General features: G+C 63.5%; 18 protein-coding genes. 12 read left to right on the top strand and 6 right to left on the bottom strand.

Going from position 1 to position 23,358, the window contains the following annotated elements:
• Positions 1–8 precede the first annotated feature (8 nt).
• On the top strand, positions 9–836 hold the full coding sequence (locus EB233_RS26390) for an oxidoreductase (protein WP_064987879.1): 828 nt from the start codon (positions 9–11) through the stop codon (positions 834–836).
• Positions 837–858: 22 nt separating this feature from the next.
• Here EB233_RS26390 and EB233_RS26385 read toward each other — a convergent pair whose 3' ends face one another.
• On the bottom strand, positions 859–2,751 hold the full coding sequence (locus EB233_RS26385) for an ABC transporter ATP-binding protein (protein ID WP_064987880.1): 1,893 nt from the start codon (positions 2,749–2,751) through the stop codon (positions 859–861).
• 256 nt (positions 2,752–3,007) lie between these two features.
• Entirely contained in the window at positions 3,008–4,903 is a 1,896-nt protein-coding gene (locus tag EB233_RS26380; protein ID WP_425487717.1) for an ABC transporter ATP-binding protein, read from the bottom strand.
• Between the two features lie 330 nt (positions 4,904–5,233).
• Here EB233_RS26380 and EB233_RS26375 point away from each other — a divergent pair, with 330 nt between their 5' ends.
• Positions 5,234–6,580 (top strand): NAD(P)/FAD-dependent oxidoreductase, encoded by a 1,347-nt coding sequence (locus tag EB233_RS26375; RefSeq protein WP_064987882.1) that lies wholly within the window; start codon positions 5,234–5,236, stop codon positions 6,578–6,580.
• A 44-nt stretch (positions 6,581–6,624) separates the two neighbouring features.
• On the opposite strand, the gene EB233_RS26370 is transcribed toward EB233_RS26375, so the two are convergent.
• Complete coding sequence (locus tag EB233_RS26370; RefSeq protein ID WP_064987883.1) at positions 6,625–8,055, bottom strand: NAD-dependent succinate-semialdehyde dehydrogenase; 1,431 nt, start codon at positions 8,053–8,055, stop codon at positions 6,625–6,627.
• Between the two features lie 112 nt (positions 8,056–8,167).
• On the opposite strand from EB233_RS26370, the gene EB233_RS26365 reads away from it, so the two are divergent.
• The 10 genes from EB233_RS26365 (at position 8,168) to EB233_RS26320 (ending at position 19,162) form a co-directional block, all read left to right on the top strand.
• Positions 8,168–8,848: a GntR family transcriptional regulator gene (locus EB233_RS26365; protein WP_064987884.1), complete on the top strand. Its 681-nt coding sequence runs from the start codon at positions 8,168–8,170 to the stop codon at positions 8,846–8,848.
• Between the two features lie 3 nt (positions 8,849–8,851).
• The gene (locus tag EB233_RS26360; RefSeq protein ID WP_027055986.1) at positions 8,852–9,844 is read left to right on the top strand and encodes a proline racemase family protein; all 993 of its coding nucleotides are present in this window, start codon (positions 8,852–8,854) and stop codon (positions 9,842–9,844) included.
• 29 nt (positions 9,845–9,873) lie between these two features.
• The gene (locus tag EB233_RS26355) at positions 9,874–10,716 is read left to right on the top strand and encodes a transporter substrate-binding domain-containing protein (RefSeq protein WP_064987885.1); all 843 of its coding nucleotides are present in this window, start codon (positions 9,874–9,876) and stop codon (positions 10,714–10,716) included.
• Positions 10,717–10,790: 74 nt separating this feature from the next.
• The gene (locus EB233_RS26350; RefSeq protein ID WP_027055984.1) at positions 10,791–11,444 is read left to right on the top strand and encodes an amino acid ABC transporter permease; all 654 of its coding nucleotides are present in this window, start codon (positions 10,791–10,793) and stop codon (positions 11,442–11,444) included.
• Complete coding sequence (locus EB233_RS26345) at positions 11,441–12,313, top strand: amino acid ABC transporter ATP-binding protein (RefSeq protein ID WP_064987886.1); 873 nt, start codon at positions 11,441–11,443, stop codon at positions 12,311–12,313. The genes EB233_RS26350 and EB233_RS26345 overlap by 4 nt, the downstream gene beginning before the upstream one ends.
• Positions 12,314–12,389: 76 nt before the next feature.
• Positions 12,390–13,868: an aldehyde dehydrogenase family protein gene (locus EB233_RS26340; RefSeq protein WP_064987887.1), complete on the top strand. Its 1,479-nt coding sequence runs from the start codon at positions 12,390–12,392 to the stop codon at positions 13,866–13,868.
• 14 nt (positions 13,869–13,882) lie between these two features.
• Positions 13,883–15,577, top strand: a complete 1,695-nt coding sequence (locus EB233_RS26335; protein WP_064987888.1) for a GMC family oxidoreductase — start codon at positions 13,883–13,885, stop codon at positions 15,575–15,577.
• A gap of 16 nt (positions 15,578–15,593) precedes the next feature.
• Positions 15,594–16,376 carry an HpcH/HpaI aldolase family protein gene (locus EB233_RS26330; protein ID WP_064987889.1) on the top strand — a complete coding sequence of 261 codons (783 nt, stop codon included), beginning with the start codon at positions 15,594–15,596 and terminating at the stop codon, positions 16,374–16,376.
• Between the two features lie 22 nt (positions 16,377–16,398).
• Positions 16,399–17,664 carry an NAD(P)/FAD-dependent oxidoreductase gene (locus EB233_RS26325; protein WP_064987890.1) on the top strand — a complete coding sequence of 422 codons (1,266 nt, stop codon included), beginning with the start codon at positions 16,399–16,401 and terminating at the stop codon, positions 17,662–17,664.
• A gap of 58 nt (positions 17,665–17,722) precedes the next feature.
• Positions 17,723–19,162, top strand: coding sequence for an NAD(P)-dependent oxidoreductase (locus tag EB233_RS26320; RefSeq protein WP_064987891.1), 1,440 nt, complete (start codon positions 17,723–17,725; stop codon positions 19,160–19,162).
• 46 nt (positions 19,163–19,208) lie between these two features.
• Here EB233_RS26320 and EB233_RS26315 read toward each other — a convergent pair whose 3' ends face one another.
• The 3 genes from EB233_RS26315 to EB233_RS26305 all read right to left on the bottom strand — a co-directional run bounded on the left by EB233_RS26315 (position 19,209) and on the right by EB233_RS26305 (position 23,342).
• A complete protein-coding gene (locus EB233_RS26315; protein ID WP_064987892.1) occupies positions 19,209–20,705 on the bottom strand; it encodes an HAL/PAL/TAL family ammonia-lyase in 1,497 nt (498 codons plus the stop codon).
• Between the two features lie 144 nt (positions 20,706–20,849).
• Entirely contained in the window at positions 20,850–21,953 is a 1,104-nt protein-coding gene (locus EB233_RS26310; RefSeq protein WP_064987893.1) for an alcohol dehydrogenase family protein, read from the bottom strand.
• 9 nt (positions 21,954–21,962) lie between these two features.
• Entirely contained in the window at positions 21,963–23,342 is a 1,380-nt protein-coding gene (locus tag EB233_RS26305; RefSeq protein ID WP_064987894.1) for an aspartate aminotransferase family protein, read from the bottom strand.
• Positions 23,343–23,358 lie beyond the last annotated feature (16 nt).

Raw genomic sequence — 23,358 nt, 5'->3', positions numbered from 1 at the left:
CGTCAAGCATGTCCCGGAAGACCTTTTTTATTACCGGCGCCAATTCCGGCTTCGGCCTTGCCATAGCGGCGGCTGCCAGCGAGCAGGGCCATGTGGTGGTTGGCACCGTTCGCTCGGAGGCCTCGCGATCAAGCCTTGCAGAACGCCTGCCGGCCGTTCGGCCCGTCTTGTGCGATGTGACCGAATTCGAGCGGATATCCCATGTCGTCGACCAGGTTGAAAAAGACCATGGACCTGTGGATGTCCTGATCAACAATGCCGGTTATGGTCACGAGGGGATCCTGGAGGAATCGCCGCTCGAAGAGATGCGGCGCCAGTTCGACGTGAACGTCTTCGGTGCGGTGGCGGTTGCCAAGGCATTCCTGCCACGGTTCCGTGAAAGGCGCCGCGGATTTATCCTCAACGTCACGTCTATGGGGGGCATGATCACCATGCCCGGTATTGCCTATTACTGCGGCAGCAAGTTCGCCCTCCAGGGCATATCGGAAGTGATGCGTTCGGAAATGGCCCCGTTCGGTGTCCACGTCACCGCGCTCTGCCCCGGCTCTTTCCGCACAGATTGGGCCGGGCGCTCGATGGTTCGGACCGAGAGGTCCATCGGGGACTATGATGCGCTGTTCGACCCGATCCGCGAGACGCGACAGGCGAAAAGCGGCAAGCAGCTTGGCGATCCTGATAAACTGGCGGCAGCCGTTCTTAGCCTTGTCGAATCCGACGATCCGCCGCCGCAGCTTCTGCTAGGCAGTGATGCACTTAGACTCGTATCGGACAGGATCGAACGTCTGCGGCAGGAGATCGAGGCGTGGAAATCCGTCTCCGTCTCGACCGACGGCTGACAGGCTTGGCGCGGATCACCGCTCACGTCGCTTTGCCGACCGCTGCGTCCAGTCCCATCTCTTCCTGCGAAATGTCGTCGAACGAGGCGTAGTTCATGTTGTAGAGGCGGGCGTAGAGGCCGTTCCTCTGCATCAGCTGTTCGTGGTTGCCGCTTTCGACGATCTCACCATTCTGCAGGACGATGATGCGGTCGGCGCCGCGGATGGTGGCGAGCCGGTGGGCGATGACCAGCCCGGTGCGGCCCTCGAGCAGTTTGATCAGCGCTTTCTGGATCAGCATCTCGGTGTAGGAATCGATGCTGGCGGTGGCCTCGTCGAGCACCAGGATCTTGGCGTCGGCCACCAGCGCGCGCGCGAAACTGATCAGCTGGCGCTGGCCGAGCGAGAGGTTGCCGCCGCGCTGCTCGAGCTCGGTGTCGTAGCCGTGGGGCAGCTGCTCGATGAAGTCGTGCGCGCCGACCGCCTGTGCCGCGCGCACCACCTCTTCGCGGCTGGCTGATGTCTTGTGGTAGCGGATGTTCTCCAGCACCGTGCCCGAAAACAGGAACGGTTCCTGCAGCACCATGGCGACCTGGTCTCCGAGTGAATCCTGCGTCAGGTCGCGCACATCGTGGCCGCCGACCAGGACCTCGCCGGACCAGACATCATAGAAACGGTGCACCAGCGCCATCGAGCTCGACTTGCCCGACCCGGTCGGGCCGACAAGCGCGACCGTCTCGCCCGGATTGACGCGGAAGGAGATGTTCTTCAGCACCGGCTGGTTCGGCCGGTAGCCGAAGGTGACGTCCCTGAACTCGACCGAGCCGTCCGTGTCGCGCGACAGCGCCACCGCATTGTCCTTGTCGCTGACATCCACCGGCACGTCGAGCACTTCGGAGATGCGTTGGCCCGAAGCCATGGCGCGCTGCATGACGCTATACTGCATGGTGAGCGAGCGGATCGGATCGAAGAAGCGCTGGATGTAGAACAGGAACGCCACCATGACGCCGACATCGAGGCTGTGCGACAGCACCATCGAACCGCCGACGACGATGACCGTCGCCATGGCGATGCCGGTCAGCGTGTCGACGATCGGCACCATCACCTGTGCGTATTTCGCCGAGCGAAGATGTGCATTGAGATTGGCCAGCACCTTCTCGTCATAAAGGTCGAAATTGACGTGCTGGCGCTCCAGGCTCTGCACCGTGCGCACGCCATGGATGCCTTCGGCGAGCGCACCGTTGGCGATCGAGTTGGTCTCATGCGCGGCCATGAAGGCGACCTTGGCGCGCGGCAGCCAGAACAGCCGCACGATGAACAGCATCGGCATGGTGGACAGCGTCAGCAATCCGAGCCGGAAATCGAGCCAAAGCAGGACGGTGACGATGCCGAACAGAAGCACGATGTCGCCGACCGACATGACGGAGGTTTCGAGGAATTCCTGCATCGAATTGACGTCGCCCTGCAGGCGCGACATCAGCCGGCCGACCTCCGTCTTGTCCATGAAGCTGAGCGAGACGCGCTGCAGGTGACTGAACATGGCGCGGCGCAGGTCTGACAGCACGTTTTCCGCCACCTTGCCGACGACGCTCTCCTGCACGTGGCTAGCGACATAGTTGATGAGAATGATGACGGTGAAAATGACGATCGCCGAGACCATCACCGAGCGGTCGAGCCTGCCGGGAGCCATGCCATGGTCGATAGCGTAGCGGATGACCAGCGGGATCGCCAACTGCGTCAGCGTGAACACCAGCACCGCCGCGACCGAGATGAAGATCCGGCCCTGATACGGCCTGACGAAGCTCCAGATGCGCCTGATGATGCGCGGATCATAGGCCTTGCCGAAGACCTCTTCTTCGTCGCGATGAGAGCCGACGACCGCCTTGGTCGGCCGCCCGCTTTTGTCATCCTTCTCGTCGTCGTCCTGCGTCGACATCAGACTCCCTTATACGCATATAAGTATGTTAGGAAAAAAGTTGCTAATATCATGCCCGCTGTTGTCGAAATATAAAAACAAACTGCCATCCAAAATCTGACAGGATGCGTTTCCTTCATGTATACCTTGCCTCGAGCGGGGAATATTCCAGAATATATCGCGGGATAAACTACGGATATACAAAAATTTATAAGCCATATGTCAGATAGAACGCATGCGATCAGGACAGCTGCGCGGGATGCGACAAAGCTAAAGCTCATGATATTCGCCATTCGGCTCCCTCGAGCCGGTCGTCGTCCGGCCGCAGCTGCAGGTCGTAAAGCGCGCGGTAGCGACCACCGAGCGCCAGCAACTCCTCATGCGTGCCCCGCTCGACGATGCGGCCGCCCTCGACGAACAGGATCTGGTCGGCATGCATCAGCGAACTCAGCCGGTGCGAGATGATCAGCGTGACGCGATCCCTGGCGAAGCGCTTCATCGCCGCCCGGATGCGCTGCTCGGTGCCGGCATCGATGGCCGCGGTCGAATCGTCGAAGACCAGAACCGATGGCCGCAGCATCAGGCTGCGCGCGATGGTCAGGCGCTGGCGCTGGCCGCCGGAAAGCGAGGCGCCGCGTTCGCCGACAACCGTGGTGTAACCGGCCGGAAGCCCGATAATATAGTTGTGGAGCTGCGCATATTCGGCGGCCTGCCCAATCCGGTTCTCGCGAGCCCACGGGTTGCCATAGGCGATGTTGTTTTCGATCGAGGTGGTGAACAGGAATGCATCCTGCTGCACGACGCCGACCAGCTTGCGCAGCGATTGCAGCGTCACCCCGCGGATGTCCTGTCCGTCGATGGTGATCGCGCCTAACGTGACGTCGTAGAAGCGCGGGATCAGATGCGCGATGGTGGACTTGCCGCTGCCGGGCGGGCCGACAATGCCTATTGTCTCGCCGGGCTTGGCCTCGAAGGAGATGCCCGACAGGGTCGGACGGTCGCCCGCGCCCTCATAGCGGAAGCCGACATTGTCGAAGCGCAGAACGCCCTCGGTGATGACGAGTTCCTTGGCATCAGGCGCGTCCTTGATGTCGAGCTCGGTGTCGAGCAGCTCGAACAGCCGCGTTCCGCAGGTCGAGGCTCGGGCGAACGAGTTGACCATCAGGCCGAGCTGGCGCACCGGCATCTGCAGGATGGTCATGAAGGTGAGAAACTGCGCCAGCGTGCCGACGCTGATCTGGCCCGCGATCACCTTCTGGCCGCCGAACCAGAGCACCAGCCCCATGGCCGCCAGGAACGAAAAATTCATGGCGCTGGTGTTGGAGACGCGGATGTCGACGCGCTCATTGGCCAGCTCCAGCGCATCCCGCTTGGCGCGGTCGAATTTTTTGAGCTCATGGCGTTGCGCCGCGAAGGCCCGCACGACCCGGATGCCGCCGAGATTCTCGTCCATCACCCGGCTCAGCACCGACAAACGTTCCTGCAGCGTCAGCCAGGTGCTGCGCAATTTGAGCTGGGTCACCGAGGAGCGCCAGGCGACGAACGGTACGAAGCTGAGGCTGAGCAGCCCGAGTACAAGATCGGTGCTGATCAGGAGATAGGCGCCGACGCCAATCAGCACGCTGAGCAGGACCACGCGCAGGATGCCGGTGGAGAAGAACATGCGCACACCGTCGAGATCGAGCAGTCCGAGCGTGATCAGGTCGCCGGTATGGACCTTGTCGTGATAGGCGTAGCTCAGCCGCTGGATCTTCTCGTAGAAGGCTAGGCGCAATTCATAACCGGTCCGATGGCCGACGGCCTCACCGTAATAATTCTGCGCCATGGTGAAGAGGCCGCGCAGGATGCTGACGACCAGCAGTGTGAGCGCCGTATGCCACAGCGCCTGCTCCGCCGCCGTGCTGGCACCGGCAGCCATCACGCCTTGCGCCTGGTCGATGGCGCGTCCCAGCAGGCGGGGGATGAAAAGCTGCAGCGTCGCGGCGATGAAGGTCGAGACGAGGGTGATGGCGACCTGCCAGGGATGGCGCAGCGTCATGCGCACGATACGCAGCAACGTGCTGAGCCCCTTGCCCCAGGAAGCTTCCGCCACATGGGCAAACGATTTGCCGCGCTTGGCCGCGCCGCTGGTTGCATCCGTAGGCAAGGAAAATATCCAGTCCAATCCGGACATTAGCCCGGACGAATGAAGCAGACTCAGTTCTGATGAGGCGATGTTACGCGTGTCCGACTTGACCCTTCAAGGGGCCAATGGCGCCATCGCACTGTGCCTGACAGGCCGTGCCGCTATCGGTCGCCGGACGTTTGCGGCCTTGTCGCCCGAATGGGTGCCGGGACGACATTTGCTGGCATAAACAATTCACGGCATTGACGCGCGGATTCTCCAGCTCGACCCAGCCTGGAGGGACTATCAGTTCTGTCACGCATCGCCGATATTCCATCCAGGCCGCCAGTCCGGCGGCAAGGCCGGCGCCGCCGTGGAACACCGAGAGGTTAGTCTTCCTTGACAAGTTTTCCCTTCACCGAAGCCATGCCGATCCAGTTTCAAGCGCCACTGCCGAAGGCTTCGGAGGTTGTGGTCATCGGTGGTGGCGTCATCGGCGTGACCACCGCCTTGTTCCTGGCGCGACGCAAAATTTCGGTGACCTTGCTGGAAAAGGGTCGCATTGCCTGCGAGCAATCGTCGCGGAACTGGGGCTGGATCCGGCAGCAGGGTCGCGATGCCGCTGAACTGCCGATCGTGATCGAAGCGCAACGCCTCTGGCGTCAACTCGCCGAGGAATGCGGCCAGGACATCGGGCTGAAGCAGACGGGCGTTACCTATCTTGCGCGAACGGACAAGGAGATGGCCCGGTTCGCCAAGTTCCTGAAGATCGCAGAGATGCACGGCGTCGATACCCGCCTGCTTGACCAAGGCGGAACAGCCAAGCTGATCCCGGCCATGTCGCGCACCTTCAAGGGCGCAATGACCACCCCATCGGACATGCGCGCCGAACCCTGGGTCGCTGTGCCCGCGCTTGCCCGCTTGGCCGCCCGGCACGGTGTCACCATCATCGAGAATTGTGCGGCGCGCATGCTCGATACAGCGGCTGGACGCATCAGCGGCGTCTGGACCGAGCAGGGCCGTATCGCCACCTCGAATGCTGTCGTGGCGAGTGGGGCGTGGACGTCGCTCTTCCTGCGCGCTCACGGTGTCTCCATCCCGCAACTCAGCGTCAGGGCGACCGTCGCCGCGACCGCACCCATGCCCGAGATCCATTCGGGTGCCGTCGCCGACGAACATATCGCATTCCGGCGCAGGCATGATGGCGGTTACACGCTGGCATCGGGAGGCGCCAGTCAGCTCTATGTCGGGCCTGACGCGTTTCGTCATGCGACCAAATACCTGCCCGCGCTGATGGCCAATCCTTTTGGCACCCACTATCTGCCTGCCGCACCGCGCGGCTATCCCGACAGCTGGTCGACTCCACGCCGGTGGAACGCCGACGAGCAGAGCCCGTTCGAACGGATGCGCATCCTCAATCCTGCCCCGAAGGCCTCGGCGCTGCGCGATATGGACCGCGAATTCAGGGCACTTTTCCCGCAATTCGAGACAGTGCCCCTCAAGAAGAGCTGGGCGGGCATGATCGACGCGATGCCGGACGTCGTCCCGATCGTCGATCGTGCCGCCGAGATTCCCGGCCTCGTCATCGCCACCGGGATGAGTGGTCACGGCTTCGGCATCGGACCCGGGATGGGCCGCGTCGTCTCCGACCTCGTCCAGGGCAACGAGATCGGGCACAACCTTCACAGGTTCCGGCAATCCCGGTTCAGCGACGGCAGCTCGCTCGAGTTGGGACCCAGTCTCTAGAACCGGGCTGCCTTTGCCCGTCGGTGATCACAAGTCTGCCGTCGCTACATCTCGGTCACGAACTTCGTCCGCAGATAGGCGTCGAGCCCTTCGATGCCGCTCTCCGAGCCATAGCCGGATTCGTTGACGCCGCCGAACGGCGTTTCCGGTGTCGACACCATCATGTGGTTGACGCCGACCATGCCAGCTTCCAGCGCCGCCTCGGTCTTCTGGGCAAGGCTGAGATTGCGGGTGAAGACGAAGGAAGCGAGACCGTAAGGCAGCGCGTTCGCACGCTCTATCATGTCGTCGAAGGTCGAGAATGTGGTGGTCGGCGCGATCGGCCCGAACGGCTCTTCGGACATGATTCGCGCGGTGTCCGGCACGTCCTTCAGCAATGTCGGCGCGTAGAAATAGCCCTTGTTGCCGACCCGCTTGCCGCCAGTGACGACGGTTGCTCCTTTCGCCGTTGCATCGCTGACGAAACCGTCCATGGCGTCGAGCCGCCGCGGCGCGATCATCGGGCCCATCTGCACGTTTGCGTCGAGGCCGTCGCCGATCTTGAGCTTTTCGGCGCGCGTGGCAAAGCCGTCGATGAAGCGGTCGTAGACGGCCTCATGCACATAGAAGCGGGTCGGCGAGGTACAGACCTGGCCGGCATTACGGAACTTGAAGGCGACGACCGTGTCCAGCGTCCTGTCGAGATCGGCGTCCTCATGGACGATCACGGGGGCGTGGCCGCCAAGCTCCATGGTGCAACGCTTCAGCGTGTCAGCCGCCTGTTTCTGCAACAGCTTTCCAACCGCCGTCGAACCAGTCAGCGAGACTTTCTTCGGGATCGGCGAGGCGATCAGATAGGACGAGACCTTGGCCGGCTCGCCGAACACGATGTTGAGCACGCCGGCCGGCAGCCCGGCGTCCTGGAAGCAACGGGCGATGGCGACGGCGGTTCCCGGCGTTTCTTCCGCCGGCTTCAGGATGATCGAGCAACCGGCGCCGAGAGCGCCCGAGATCTTGCGGATGACATTGCTGGCCGGAAAGTTCCAGGCGGCGAAGGCGACGACCGGGCCGACAGGTTCCTTGAACACCATCTGCCGCACGCCGGGCAGCCGGGCAGGGACGATGCGGCCATAGGCGCGCTTACCCTCCTCGGCGTACCAGCGGGTCGCGTCCGCCGCGAACTGCACCTCGCCGGTGGCCTCGGCTAGTGCCTTGCCGTTCTCCATCGTCAGGATGCGGGCGATGGTGCCCTTGCGCTGCTCGATCAGGTCTGCGGCCTTGTCCATGATCGCCCAGCGCTGCATCGCGGTCATCGTCTTCCACAGCTTGAAGCCCTTGAGCGAGGCCGCGAGAGCACGGTCGAGGTCGGCTTCCGTGGCATGCGGCACGGTCGCCAGCACTTCCTCGGTGGCGGGATTGATCAAGGGTTCGGACTTGCCGTCCGACCCTTGGCACCACACGCCGTCAATCAACAGCTCGATCGTCTCTGGATACATGTCTTGGCCCTTTCCGGCCCGGCGGCTCGCGAAAGGCCGCCGGCAGATTGCACGTCACAAGAAAGTTTCCGCGATGGCTTGACCTGTACATTGTATACAGTATGGTGTCGACATGATTTTAGCGCGCATCCAGAAATTGTCGGTCGCCATCCCAGAGAATCTCGCCGAGATGCTCGAGGAAGAGATCATCTTCGGCCGCCTCAAGTCGCGGGAGCGCTTGACCGAGGAAATGGTCGCCGCGCGCTACGGCGTCAGCCGGTCGCCGGTGCGCGAGGCGCTCCGGCTCCTTGAGCGCGACGGTCTGGTGATGCGTGAGGCCAGGCGCGGCATCTGGGTTTCGCCGATGTCGCAGCGCGATTTCGACGAGGTCTACACCTGCCGCATCGAACTCGAAGGGCTGGTGGCCAAGCAAGCGGCCGAATCCGCCGACATCGAGAAGAAGGCCGAGTTCAAGAACCTTTTGTCGGAGCTGAAACAGGCCCAGGCCAGGAACGATGCGCGGCAGTTCTTCATCGTCGACGTGCGCGGCTCATTCCTGACCTACACATTGGCCGGCAACAAGACGCTGACGCGCCTGCTCGGTGGGCTGGAAAAGCAGGCCTTGCGCTATCGCTATCATGCCTACGAGCAGGATCCCAAGATCATCCAGCTGTCGCTCGACGACACGGCCCGCATCTACGATGCGATCACCGCCGGCGATGGCGAAAGCGCCAAGGCGATGACCGAAAACCTCATCCGGGAAATCTGGCAGAGCATGCGGGCCGGCATTCGCGATGCCTTCGGAGAGGGCTAGGTCGTGTCCAGCTTCGCCTCGGCGTTCAGCGTCATCGATTCCCACACGGCCGGCCATCCCACACGGGTCATCTTGAGCGGCGTTCCGAAGCTTTTCGGCTCCAGCGTGCGGGACAAGCGGGACCATTTTCGCCAGCACTTCGACCATCTTCGTCCGGCATTGCTGCATGAGCCGCGCGGTCATGCCGCCATGGTCGGTCTCGTGCCGGTGGCCTCGGAGGTCGCCGACTATGGTGCCTTTTTCATCTCGTCCTATGTCTATCTCGACATGTGCGGTCACGGCACGATCGGTCTTGCCAGGACGCTGGCCTTCACAGGCCAGATCTCCGCCGAAACCGGTGACAGCTTCACGCTGGAAACGCCGGCCGGAGTGGTGACCGTTCATCTGATCTGGAACGAAGACGGCACGCTGGAGCGTGTGCGGATCGCCAATGTCCCGAGCTATGTCGGGCTGGAGCACATCAGCGTTGCCGTCGAAGATATCGGCAACATTGATGCCGCCATCGTCTACGCCGGTATGTGGTACGCGTTGGTGGACGCCGCGCCACTTGGCTTCAAGCTGGTCCCGGACAATGCGTCGGCCCTGATGCAGGCCGGCGCCAGGATCAAGGACGCGATCAAGGCAGCGACGAAGGACCTGCCGCTGCTGGCCGGTGCGGCCGCGCCGAGCGTGCTTTTTTACGATGCCGACAGCGAGACTTCAGCGACGCATTTTCTTGTCCTGGAATCCAACAAGTACGACCGCTCGCCTTGCGGCACCGGCACGTCGGCGCGCCTGACCGCGCTGCTCGAGAAGGGGCTGATCAGCCCCGGCCAGACTTATCACGCAAGCAACATCTTCGGCATTCCGTTCGAGGCGCGCCTGCAACGGCGCGTCGAGGCGCAAGGCCGCGAGGCGATGATCATCGAGATCGAGGGCTCCGCTTTCATCACCTCGACCCAGACAATCTACTTCGAGAAGAGCGACCCTCTCTCGAAGGGATTTCTAGCCCGGTAATCACCAAAAAACTCAGAAAGGGGAATGACATGAAATTCACAGTGATGCGTACGCTCATGGCCGCTTTGACCATTGGCTTCGGCCTGCTCACCGCACCAATCGCCGCATACGCGGACGACAATCCATCCGCCGTCATCGATCAGATCCGCGCCAGCGGCGTGCTCAAGGTTCCGGTGATGACCGGCGAGGAGCCAGGCTACATCAAGGATCCGGCCACCGGGCAGTGGAGCGGCTTCTACTACGAATTCCTCGGCGAGATCGCCACCCAACTCGGCGTCAAGCTCGAGCCTGTCGAGACGACCTGGGGCAATCTGGCTGCCGACTTCCAGTCCAACAAGATCGACATCGCCATCGGCGTCAATCCGAACCCGAAGCGCGGTCTCGTCGTCGACTATCTGTGGGAACCGCTGTTCACCGATGCCTGGGCCGTGCTGACGCCTCCCGGCAAGCCGGTCAAGACCTGGGCCGAGCTCAATTCGCCCGACAAGACTGTCGTCGTGCAGAAGGGCAGCACCATGCAGGTGGTCGCCGAAGCGCTGCTGCCGAAGGCCAAGATCACGCCGGTGGAAGATCGCGGCCTGGCGCTGATGGAGTTGCAGGCCGGCCGCGCCGACGGCGTCGTGCTTTCCATTTTCGATGCGCTGCAGATCACCAACCAGAAGATCGGCAATGTCTCGTTGCCTGAGCCGATCCTGCGCAATCCGGCAACGCTGGCCGTCGCCCGTAAGCCGGGCAATGCCGGCTTCATCAACTTCCTGACCAACTGGATCCTGCAGGAACGTTCGCTCGGCCTCGCCCAGGGCAAGCTTGCCCGCTCCTGGGAAGCCCGCGGCATCGACCTGTCGATCCTCCCGGCCGGTTTCTCCTTCTGATCGCAACAGCCTGACCGCCGCCCAGCGCGGCGGTCGGGCCACCACTGGACGTGCATCGAACCAGTGAGGACGCCATGTTCGACTATACGGTCATAACCAACAATATCGGGCTGCTCTGGCAGGGCCTGCTGATGACGCTCTACTTCACCGTCATCACCATCGGTGCCGGCATGCTGATCGGCCTGTTCATCGGGCTTATCCAGCTCAGCACATTCAAGCCGCTGGTCATCCTCGGCCAGGTCTATGTCGAGTTCTTCCGCAACATTCCGCTGCTCGTCACGCTGTTGTGGGTCTACTACGCCTTCCCGATCTTCGCCGGCATCAATGTCACCAAATTCTGGGCCGGCTTCATCGGGCTGAGCTGCTATGTCGGCTCCTTCTATGCTGAAATCCTGCGCGCCGGCGTCCAGTCGGTCGACCCCGGCCAGACGGATGCGGCGACCGCCATCGGCATGTCCTATGGCCAGCGCATGCGCCGCATCATCCTGCCGCAGGCCTTCCGCAAGATGATCCCGCCGCTCGCCGGCCAGTCGATCATCCAGATGAAGAACACCACGCTTTTGTCGATGATAACGGTTCCCGACCTTCTCTATCAGGCGAGCTACATCTCGAGCTTTACCTATCGGCCGATGGAAGTTTACACCGCCGTCGGCGTCATCTTCCTGATCATCCTGGTGCCGCTGACGCTGCTGTCCCGGAAACTCGAAAAGAGCGGGAGCTTGAAATGAGCGCCAGTGACGCAATCGCCAGGCAAGCAGGCGCCGTGACGGACAAGAGCGACAAGCCTGTCCTGCGGCTGGACGGCATCTGTCTCAAGTTCGGCGACAAGCGCGTGCTGAACGGCATCGATCTCTCGGTCGTCGAAGGAGAGGTGGTCGTGCTGATCGGTGCCAGCGGATCGGGCAAGACGTCGCTGCTGCGCTGCATCAACCTGCTCAATGTGCCGACCAGCGGCAGCATCGTCATCGACGACGAGACGCTGTTCGACAGGCAGGCCGATGGCAAGGGCGCCCAGATACCGGCTCAGGAGGTCAACCGCATCCGGTCCAAGACCGGCATGGTCTTCCAGCAGTTCAATCTGTTCCCGCACATGACGGCGCTTGAGAACGTCATGGAAGGCCCGGTCATCGTCAAGAAGGAGCCCAAGGAGCAGGCGCGGCAGAAGGCGCTTCAGTTGCTGGATCTCATGGGGCTGGCGCAGCACGTGGAGAAATATCCGCGCCAGCTTTCCGGTGGTCAGCAGCAGCGCGTCGCCATTGCGAGAGCCATGGCCATGCAGCCGAAGGTGATGCTGTTCGATGAGCCGACCTCGGCGCTCGATCCCGAACTGGTCGGCGAAGTCATGAAGGCGATGGTCGAACTGGCCAGGAGCGGCATGACCATGGTGATCGTCACCCACGAATTGGGCTTCGCCTTCGAGGTCGCCGATCGGGTCGTCTTTCTCGACCAGGGATTGGTCGCCGAACAGGGGCCGCCCGCCAAGGTGCTGCTGCATCCCGAACATCCGCGTCTGAAAAGTTTTGTCGGACGCTTCCATGAATCGGCGGACCTGCTTCGCCCGTTCCTCGAGGCGCGTGAAGCCGAGAAGGCGTGCTGAGGGCGCGCCGCTTCACGCAAACAGTCAAGCGGACATCGTCGACGCCCCTTCGGGTTGGCCGCAAAAGGAAGACATCATGACGCTGAGTTTCGATCCCGCCACAATCGCCGTTCCCAGCGGCCATCATATCGGCGGCCAGTATGTTGAACTGCCTGGCGCGGCGATCGAGGTTCTCCGCCCCTCGGATCTCCAGCCGATGGGCGTGATCACCGATGGCGGCGAAGCCGCTGTGCAGCAGGCCGTCGATGCCGCGAAAAAAGCACTCGCGCAGAGCCGCTGGGCGAAGGTCGCACCGCGTGACCGGGCCGCCGTGCTCATGCGTTTCGCCGCGTTGATCGAGGAGAATGCGACCTATCTCGGACGGCTGGAAGCGATGGGGTCGAGCCGGCTGATTTCGATGACGATTGCGCGTGACGCGGTGCGTACCGCTGGCGTCGTGCGGTACTACGCCGAGTTCTGCGACAAGGTCGAAGGCACGGTCACCGCGACCGAGGCGAATACACTCAGCATCGTCAGGCATGAGCCCTACGGCATTGTCGGCGCGATCGTTCCCTGGAACTTCCCGATGATCACCGCGGCCTGGAAATTCGCCCCGGCGCTGGCCGCCGGCAACGCCGTTGTGATGAAGACCTCGGAACTGACCCCGCACAGCCTTCTGGCGTTGGCGGAGCTTGCCGCCAGGGCCGGCATTCCCGCCGGCCTGTTCAATGTCGTCAACGGTTATGGTCATACGACGGGAGCGGCGATCGTGCGCCATCCCGACATTCTGAAAATCTCCTTCACCGGTTCGACGCAGACGGGTGCCGCCATCATGACGCTTGCCGCCCAGTCCGGCATCAAGCCTGTCACGCTCGAACTCGGTGGCAAGAGCCCGCAACTGGTGCTGGCCGATGCCGGGGATATCGATGTGGTGGCCGGCCGTGTCGCCGCAGCCTTCATGGACAATGCCGGCCAGGTCTGCACGGCCGGTTCGCGGCTGATCGTCGAAGACAAGATCGCCGACCAGCTCGTCGAGCGCGTCATCGCTCGCACCAAGGCGATCAAGGCAGGACCGACCTGGGATGAGAAGACCACCTTCGCGCCGATCATCAGCCGCAAGCAGCTCGAACGCATCGACACGATGGTCCGCGCCAGCGTCGGTGAGAACGCCTCGGTCGTCACCGGCGGCACGGTACTGGAAGGCCGCAACGAAGGCAGCTTCTATGCGCCGACGATCCTGGGAAACGTCTCCGACGACAATATCGGTTTCAAGGACGAGTTCTTTGGTCCGGTGCTGACAGTGCGCAGCTTCACCGATCTGGAGGAAGGCCTCGCCCAGGCGGCGCATCCGGTCTACGGGCTTGCCGCCAGCGTCCACACCACGGATCTGAAGAAGGCGCTCAAAGCGGCGGATTCGATCGAGGCCGGCATGGTCTGGATCAACCAGCACGGGCGCGGGCCGGAATTCACCTATCCGGCCGGCGGCTACAAGGGCTCCGGCTTCGGCAAGGATATGGGCCGTGCCGGCATCGAGGCGTTCCTGCGCCAGAAGGCCATCTGGGCCAATTACGCCTAAGCGAGCGCAAGTACATGCAATTCGATTACATCATCGTCGGCGGCGGCTCGGCGGGCGCCGTTCTCGCCAGCCGGCTCTCGGAAAGCGGCGGCAGGCAAGTGGCCCTGTTCGAGGCCGGTCCCGACACGCCTCCGGACGACGTTCCGGAAGTGATTGCGGACAGCTATCCCGGCCTTTCCTATTTCGACCCGAAGTATCACTGGACGGAACTGCGCGTCTTCAACCGATCGCCCAGGCAGAACGCGCAGGTGATCAAGACCGCCAAGCTCGAACAGGCCAAGGTGATGGGCGGCGGCTCCAGCATCAACGGCCAGTTCGCGGTGCGCGGCCTGCCGCACGACTATGACGAATGGGAAGCTCTCGGCCTCGCCGGCTGGGGATGGGACGGAATGCTGCCCTACCTCAAGAAGCTCGAACGCGATCTCGATTTCGACGGCGATCTTCACAACAAGACCGGCCGGATTCCGATCCGCCGCGTTTTCCCGCAGGACTGGGCCGGCTTCACCAGATCCGTCCTCAAGGTGACGGAAAGCGAATACCCCTACCGGCCGGACTACAATGGCAGTTTCGAGGATGGCTCGTTCCCACTGCCGCTGTCGAACGAGAACGACCGCCGCGTCTCGACGGCGGTCGGCTATCTGGACGCCGCGGTGCGCACGCGCAAGAACCTGCACATCTTTGCCAACGCCTTTGTCGAAGGTCTGGTGACAGAGGGAACGCGCATCACTGGCGCCAGGGTCACGATATCAGGCCGGACGCAGGTCTATAGCGCCGGCGAGACCATCGTGTCCGCAGGCGCCTTGCACTCGCCGGCCATCCTACTTCGGGCCGGCATCGGGCCGGCGGCGCAATTGAAGCGGCTGGGCATCGAAGTGGTCGCCGATCGCCCCGGCGTCGGCGAGAATCTGACCGACCATCCGCATCTGGCCGTCGGCGCGCATTTCAAGAAATCGGCGCGGCTCAAGCCCGGCCAGCGACGTCACATCTTCCTCGGCGTCAGATACTCTTCCAATTACGCGGATTGCCACCCCGGCGACATGCTCTTGATGCCGGTCAACCGCGCCGGCTGGCATCCGCTGGGCAAAGCGATGGGTGCGCTCAATGTCTGTGTCAACAAGTCCTATTCGCGCGGCACGGTAACGCTGAAGTCGACGGTCCAGACGGATGAACCGATCGTCGATCTGAACCTGGCTTCAGATGGCCGCGACCTGATGCGGCTGGTGGACGGCTTCAAGCGCATCTGCAGGATCATGCAATCGCCTGATGTCCAGCAGCACGTCAACACCTGGTTCCTGGCCGGCTACAGCGACGAGGCGCGTGCGCTCAGTGTGCGCAAGCCGTCGAACTGGATCAAGACCGCGACCGCCGCGTACCTCTTCGACTATGCGCCGTTCTTCCGCGAGACCTTGCTCAAACGAAAGTTCGGCACCACCGACCGCATCCAGGCAATGCTCGGCAATGAGGATCTGATCGCCGACTGGGTCAGGCAATCCGTATGGTCGGGCTGGCATGTCTCCGGCACCTGCAAGATGGGCAATGACCGGGATCCGCTGGCGGTGCTCGACGCAGAGTGCCGCGTGCGCGGCGTGCAGGGCCTGCGCGTCGTCGATGCTTCGATCATGCCGACGATCGTCGCCGCCAACACCAACATCACGACGATTGCCATCGCTGAAAAAGCGGCGGACCTGATTTTGAATTCCCGACAATAGCAAAGGATCTCGAGCTATGCGCAAGAACAAGGTGAAGGACATCTGGGCCGCCGGTGGCGAAGTGGTAACGGGCTGGCTCGGCATTCCGTCGTCGATCTCGGCCGAACTGATGGCGCAGCAGGGCTGGGACGCGCTGACCGTCGACCTACAGCATGGCGCGACCGACTATGTCGATGCCGTGCCGATGCTGCAGGCGATCTCGACGACCGATACGACGCCGATGGTGCGCGTGCCGTGGAACGATCCGGCGATCATCGGCAAGGTGCTCGACGCCGGCGCCTATGGCGTCATCTGCCCGATGGTCAACACCGCCGAGGAAGCGGATGCCTTCGTCAAGGCCTGCCGCTATTTCCCCAAGGGCGGCCGCAGCGTCGGCCCGCTGCGTGCCTCGCTTTATGCCGGCGCCGACTATTTCCAGCATGCCAACGATACCATCATCACCATGGCGATGATCGAAAGCGAACAGGCCGTCAAAAATCTGGAGGACATTCTCAAGACGCCGAACCTCGATGCCATCTTCGTCGGTCCATCGGACCTTGCGGTGACCATGGGCGAGGCGCCCGGTTTCGATCCGCGCTATCCGGCCGTCTACGAGGCGATCGAATACATCGCCGCCAAATGCAAGGAAGCCGGCGTCATTCCGGGCATCCATTGCGGCTCGGTCGCTTACGGCGTCGACATGCGCAAGCTGGGCTATCGCTTCATGGCCTATCTCTCCGACTTCCGCATGCTGCAGCAGATGGTGGCGCGGTCGCTGCCGGCCTTCCGTGCCGGCACGCCGAGCGCGATCGCACCCTGACCGGCAAAACGGGTCGATCGCCATGACATCGACAGGCACGCCGCGCGGCAAGGTGACGGTCATCGGCGCCGGTATCATCGGTGTCTGCGCCGCGAATTACCTGCTCGAGCAGGGGTTCGCCGTCGAGGTGGTCGACCCGGCCCTGCCGGGCTCGGAAGAGCAATGCTCCTTCGGCAATGCCGGCGGCATCTGCCCGGGATCCTGCGTCCCGAATGCGATGCCGGGCGTGCTTCGCAATGTGCCGAAATGGCTGATGGACCCGGAAGGCCCGTTGATCGTGCGGCTGGCCTATCTGCCGCACGCGCTGCCCTGGCTGCTGCGTTTTCTTGCGGCCAGCCGCAAACCGCGCGTAGAAGAGATATCGGCGGCAATGCGCTCGCTGCACCGATATACATTCGAGTGCTACGAGCCGCTGATCAAGGCCGCCGGCTGCGAGGATCTTCTGCAGAAACGCGGCCAGCTCTTCGTTCATGAGACGGCCGACGGACCGTCGAAGGGTGCCTACGGCCTTGGGCTGCGGCGCGAGCATGGCGTCAAGGTGGACATCCTCGATGCCGACGAAATCCGTCAGCTCGAACCGGCTTTGGCGCCGATCTTCAAGAGTGCGGTTTACCTGCCCGAACAGGGACAGTGTCCCAATCCCGGCCGTCTCGTCGCGAAGCTCGCCGAACACGCGGCACGCCAGGGCGCCCGCTTCATCAGGGCAAAAGTGCTCGGCTTCGACATGGCCCCCAGCGGGCCTTCGGCGCTGCGATTGGAAGGCGGCGGGCGTATGCCGGTCGAAACGGTGGTGTTATGCGCCGGCGCGTGGTCGGGCGATCTTGCCCGCGAGCTCGGCGACCGCATTCCGCTGGAGAGCGAGCGTGGCTACCACATCATGGTCAAGGGGGCCGATACCGGCCTGCGCATCCAGACCATTTCGGCCGATCGCAAATTCGTCGCATCGCCAATGGAGGAGGGCCTGCGGATCGCCGGCAACGTCGAATTCGCCGGCCTCAAAGCGCCCGCCAACATGAACCGGGCGGACGTTCTTCTCAAACAGGCGCGGCCGATGTTCCGAAGGCTGGAGGTCGGCGAGGTCACGCGCTGGATGGGGCATCGGCCCGGCACGCCCGACAGCATTCCGGTCATCGACCGGGCATCGCGAGCCAGGAACGTCATCTACGCCTTCGGCCATGGCCACCAAGGCCTCATTGGCGGCGCCGTCACCGGCAAGATCGTGTCGCAACTTGCCACCGGTTTGCCGCCGGCGATCGATCTGACGCCGTTCCGAGCGGATAGGTTCTGACTATTCAGGACACGCTGCCGCCGCAGCAGGCCTGCCGTTCTCGCATGAGGGAAGCGACGTGACCGCGAACACCAGCACACAGGCCGTGGAGCCGATCGACCCGCAAAGCGTCTTCACCGTGCTGATATGCGATCTGGTCGGCCTGCGCTTCGGACCCGACGGCAAACCCGACCCGAGCGAAGTACGCGCCCATATCGAGGCCAAGGGCGGACGCTTCCACGCAGCTGCTCTTGGCGACAAAACGGGGCTCGAGCAAGGCCGGGTGCATTTCTTCTACCAGCCGGACCTTAGCGGCCGGCAAGAGCTGATCGAAGCCGCCGGCGACGGGCGCTATGACGCCGTCATTGCCGCCGCCACCTTCCTGCCCGCCGAGACCGTCTTTCCGCTGGCGGGCGTGCGGATCGGCGCCGGCACCGGCAATATGGGCTCGCGATCCTGGGGCGGCGGCAGCGGCGAGGGTGGCACCGCGGTGCTGATGAACACGCCGGGCATCAACAGCCGCGCCACCGCGCAGATGGTGATGAAGGCGATCCTGAAAGTGCTGCCGGATCTACCGGTCGACTTGCTTCACGACAGGGTGGCGCGCGGCGCCTTCGACACCGGCAGGGAACTGCGCGATTTTCCGACCGAAAAGCTCGAAGGGAAGACCATCGCGATCATCGGCTACGGCAATATCGGCCGCGAGGTGGCCAAGCTTGCCCGCGCCTTCGGCATGCGCGTGGTGATCCACGCGCGGCCCCGGCACCGCGACTGGATAGAGGCCGAGGGCTTTGTCTTTGCGCCGGACCTTGTCGAAGCAGCTGATAGAGCCGACGTGCTGAGCGTCCATGTCGGCCTCGGCAAGCAGGACGCGCAGACCGGCCGCTACGCCAATGCCGGGCTCATCGGCGCGGAGGTTCTGTCGCGCATGAACAAGGGCGCGGTGCTGGTCAATTACGATCGCGGCGAGCTTGTCGACGTCGCGGCGCTTGGCGACGCGCTGGATGCAGGGCAGGTGCGCCACGCCGCCACCGATGCCGACCTGTTCAGGGACGCTTCAACCGGTAGCTTGTCCGGTCCGATGCTGCCCTATCTCGACCTCGTCGAGAGGCATGGCGACAAACTGGAACTTCTGCCGCATGCCGCGGCCGATACGGATCATCCCTCGCGCGTCGCCGGCGCCAGGCAGGCCGTCGACCAGCTTTTCGATGTCATCTGCCGCAAATCGGTGACGAACGCGAAGGGCACCGTGCCGCCAGGCTATCTTTCCGTGGGGGCGACGACGCCTCCCGGCATTGGACCAGTGACGGCGGATCACCTTTTGAAATTGACTTCCAGCGACTGTTCCGAGTTGGCGGATGTCTGCGATCGGCAAAGCCGGCTGTGGAAGGCTTTGTCGGACGCGCCGACCGCCGAGCGGGGCAAAATCGTCGCCGAACAGAGCGAGGAACTCGTTCGGCTGATCGACCGCTTCTGCCTTCTGGCCGAAAAACTGAATCTCAGAGGTCCGTACCAATAGTCGACCTGCGCTGTAGAGCCCGCGCCAGCCAAGTGGACCTCCAGGCTCAGTACCGGGGCCCGGCCACCATGCGGGCCACCCGTGTCATGTCGGTGCTCATCTCGCGGTCGTCGTCGAGCGGGCTGACCAGCGCACGTATGGCGGCGAAGGTGCGCTGCGGTCCTTCGCCCATGCTGTCGACGACGCCGCGCAACTCGACGCCGGTCGCGGCGAAGATCAGTTCCATGGCCACGAGATAGCGCATGCGCTCGATGATCTCGGCGGTCTTGGCCACCACCCTGGGCGCCATCGACGACTGGTCCTCGATGCCGTCCGAAACAGCGAGCGGGCTGAGGGACATCGGGTTGGCCAGATGCCGGATTTCGGCTTCCAGCGCCGATAGCGGCTTCTGCAGCTCCGCATAGCCCTGGCGGCTGCTGCCCCTGGCCGACAGGAAGCGCGGCAGGTCGGCGATAACAGGCGACATAAGCTTCATGCAGCGGTTGGCCGTGCCGACCGCGCAATGCGCAAGCGCCTGGCCGAGCTGTTCAAAGGCCAGCGTCATTGCCGTGAGGTCGAAATTGCCGTTGGAAACCACCCGTTCGCCCTCGGCCAGGATCACCGGGTTGTCGCCTGAATGTGTCAGTTCGATCTCGGTGGCGAGCCGCGCCTGTTCGAACGCATTGAGCAGGCCGCCCCAGACCTGGGGTACGCAGCGATAGCTGAGCGGATCCTGCAGGCGCCGCGCTGCTCTGTCCTTCCACAGGCCGCTTCCCGCCAGCTCCACGCGCAGCCGCGCGCCGATCTCGCGCTGGCCGAAGGCTGGCCTTGCTGCCAGCGCATGCTCGTCGATCGCGCTGAGCGAAGAGCGGAACGCTTCATAATTGAGGGCGATCGCCGCCATTGCCCAGTCGATGAGATGGGCGACGTCTTCGAGACACAGGCACGCAGTTCCCGTCGACAGGCTGTTGGCGACGATGATGGCATGGCCGTCCTTTTCTCGCAGGTCGAGCGGCTCGAGCCCGGCCAGAGCAAGCGCCTCGGCGGAAGGCATGATCCTGCCCTGGAACTCGGCGTCGCCGTCGCCGCGCAACGACCTTGCCATATGGCCGAGATGGGCAAGGTCGGCCGCGCCGATCGAGCCCCAGGTCGGGATCACCGGATGGACGCCGGCGTTGAGAGCCGCCACCAGGCCCATGACCACGCGTTCGGAGGTTCCGGTGCCGCCAGCGGCCATGCCTGAGATGCGCGCGGTCATCATCGCCCGGACCGCCTCGGTCGGTAGCGCCGGGCCAATGCCCATGCTGTGGCTGAGCGGCACGCTGTGCTGGAAGGCGATCAGGTCGGCCTGCGCGAGCGGTGTGTCCACACAGGCGCCGAGGCCTGTCGTGACGCCGTACATCGGTTTGCCAAGACCGGTCAGATGCTCGATAAGGGCGCGGCTTGCCCGGATGCGGCGCATCGCCCCCTCGCCCAGCATGAGCCGGGCGTTGCGGCGTGCGATCTCGGCCACATCAGCCACGCCGAGCGGCTTGGCGTCGAGCAGTATCATTCGGCCTGTCATGTCTCGCCTGTATCCGTGACCAGATGCCCGGACCGGTATGACAACGGGCAATGCCGTTTGTGACGGCTCGCGGAGATGACTGCAAGCCATTCCCATTGGGGCAGCGGCGAGAAGGCGGCCAGGGCGAGGTCTGGATTCCCGGATTTACGCTGACCGCTCCGCGACGGCGTCGGGCACCACCACCAGCTTGCCGACAAAATCCTTGGCGACGAAGTCGGCCTGTGCGCGGTGGAAATCTGAGAGCTTGTAGACACCGCCGACCAGCGGCCGGATCTTTTTCGCTTCGATATACCCGACGATGCGGCGGAAATCGCCGCGCGTGCCCTGGCTCGAACCATGCAGTTGCAACTGCTTCAGATACATGGTCCTGAGATCGAGCCGCACGACCGGGCCGGCGATCGCGCCGGCAGTGGTGTAGCGACCTTCCGGCCTCAGAATACGAAGCAAGTCGTTGAAGATCGCGCCACCGACGAGGTCGGCGACCACGTCGATCGGCTGGCCGCCTGTCGCCTCGGCCACCGCTCGCGGCAGGTCGGCAGCGCCACGGGTGATGACGGCTTCGGCGCCGATGTCGAGCACCGCCTGTTCCTTGCCCTTGCCGACGACGGCATAGGGAATGGCGCCGCGCGCCCGCGCCAATTGCACGATGCCCGAGCCGACGCCGCCCGAGGCGCCAGTGACCAGCACGCGCTCGCCGGCCTTCAAGCCGGCGCGTTCCAGCATCTGTTCGCCGGTGAGGTAGGCGCAGCAGAAGGTAGCGAGTTCGACGTCGCTCATCTCGGTGTCGACGACATGCGCATTCTGCGCCGGCACGGTCTGGTACTCGGCATAGCCGCCGTCGCGGCCATGGCCCATATAGTCGATGTCGGCGAGGGAATCGTCGTCGCGATTGTAGATTGAGAAATCGACCATCACCCGTTCGCCGATACGATCAGGCGAAATGCCTTCGCCGACGGCAACAACATGGCCGACCGTGTCGGTACCCTGGATGCGCGGGAATGTCAGCGTGTTGCCTTGTCGCCGCCAGGTCGACACGGCAGCGGCGTCCTCTTCCGTGCCATAGGCGCCCTGGCGGACCCAGACATCGGTGTTGTTCATGCCGCAAGCGGTGACCTTGACCAGCACCTCGTCGGAGGCAGGCGCGGGCACTTTCACATCGGTGCGGTAGATGAGCTTTTCCGGTCCGCCGTGCCCGGTGAGCAGCACGGCGGCCATGGTGGCGGGGAGGGTTTTGGTCATGGCATTCATGGATCGATCTCAGAGATTGGCAAACACGCTTTTCACCGCATCCGCCGTCTTCGAAACGACGATATCGGCTTCCTCTCGGGTTAGGCAGAGCGGCGGCGCGAAGCCGAGAATGTCGCCTTGTGGCATGGCGCGGCCGATGACGCCGCTTGCCGCAAGCGCCGTCGCCACTTGCGGGCCGATCTTCTGCGAAGCGTCGAAGAACACCCGGTCATCCCGATCCGCGACGAACTCGACCGCCGCCAGCATGCCGTCGCCACGCACGTCGCCGACGTGTTTGTGGCCACCTACGGCCTCGGCCAGTTCGGCGCGGAAATAGGCGCCGGTCTCGCCGGCATTCTTTACCAGATCCATCTCGTCGATCAGTTCGAGATTGGCGACACCCGCGGCAACGCAGATCGGATGCGCCGAATAGGTCCAGCCATGGCCGAGCGAGCCGAGCTTGTCGGAGCCCTGCACCAGCACCTGCCACATCTTGTCGGCGACGATGACGCCCGACAGCGGCGCATAGGCCGAGGTCAGGCCCTTGGCGATGGTGATGAGGTCAGGCTTGATGCCGTAATGGTCGGAGCCGAACATGGTGCCCAGCCGACCGAAACCTGTCACCACCTCATCGGCGACCAAAAGCACGTCATACTTCTTCAGCACGGCCTGGATCTTTTCCCAGTAGCCGGCCGGCGGCGGCACGATGCCGCCGGTGCCGAGGATCGGCTCACCAATGAAGGCGGCGACCGTTTCCGGCCCTTCGGCCAGGATCATCTCTTCGAGCTTGTCGGCGCAATGCTGCGAGAACTGCTCCTCGCTCATCGAGCGGTCGGCGCGGCGGAAATAATAGGGCGCCTCGGTGTGCAGCACCGGCGCGCGCGGCAGGTCGAAGGCGTTGTGGAACAGCTCCAGCCCGGTCAGCGACCCGGTCATCACGCCCGAACCGTGATAACCGCGCCAGCGCGAGATGATCTTCTTCTTCTCCGGCCGGCCGAGCACGTTGTTGTAGTACCAGATCAGCTTGATGTTGGTTTCGTTGGCGTCCGAACCGGAGAGGCCAAAATAGACTCTCGACATGCCCTTGGGCGCGCGATCGATGATCATCTTGGCCAAAGTGATCGAGGCCTCGGTGCCGTGGCCGACATAGGCGTGGTAATAGGCGAGGTTCTTCGCCTGCTCTGCAATGGCATCCGCGATCTTCTGGCGGCCATAGCCGACATTGACGCAATAGAGGCCGGCGAAGGCATCGATGCTCTTCCTGCCATTGTTGTCCCAGACGGTGACGCCTTCGCCGCCTGCCATGATGCGTGTCGGGCTTTCCCCCCGGGCATGCGTGCCCATATGGGTCGAGGGATGGAAGAAATGGTCGCGATCCCAGGCGGAGAGTTCGTTGGACTGATCGAGCATCTTTTTGACTCCTGAC

Source organism: Mesorhizobium erdmanii (genome assembly GCF_013170725.1).
Lineage (GTDB): Bacteria > Pseudomonadota > Alphaproteobacteria > Rhizobiales > Rhizobiaceae > Mesorhizobium > Mesorhizobium erdmanii.
Note: the sequence above shows the minus strand (reverse complement) of the source record. Positions and strands in the feature narration are given on the sequence as shown.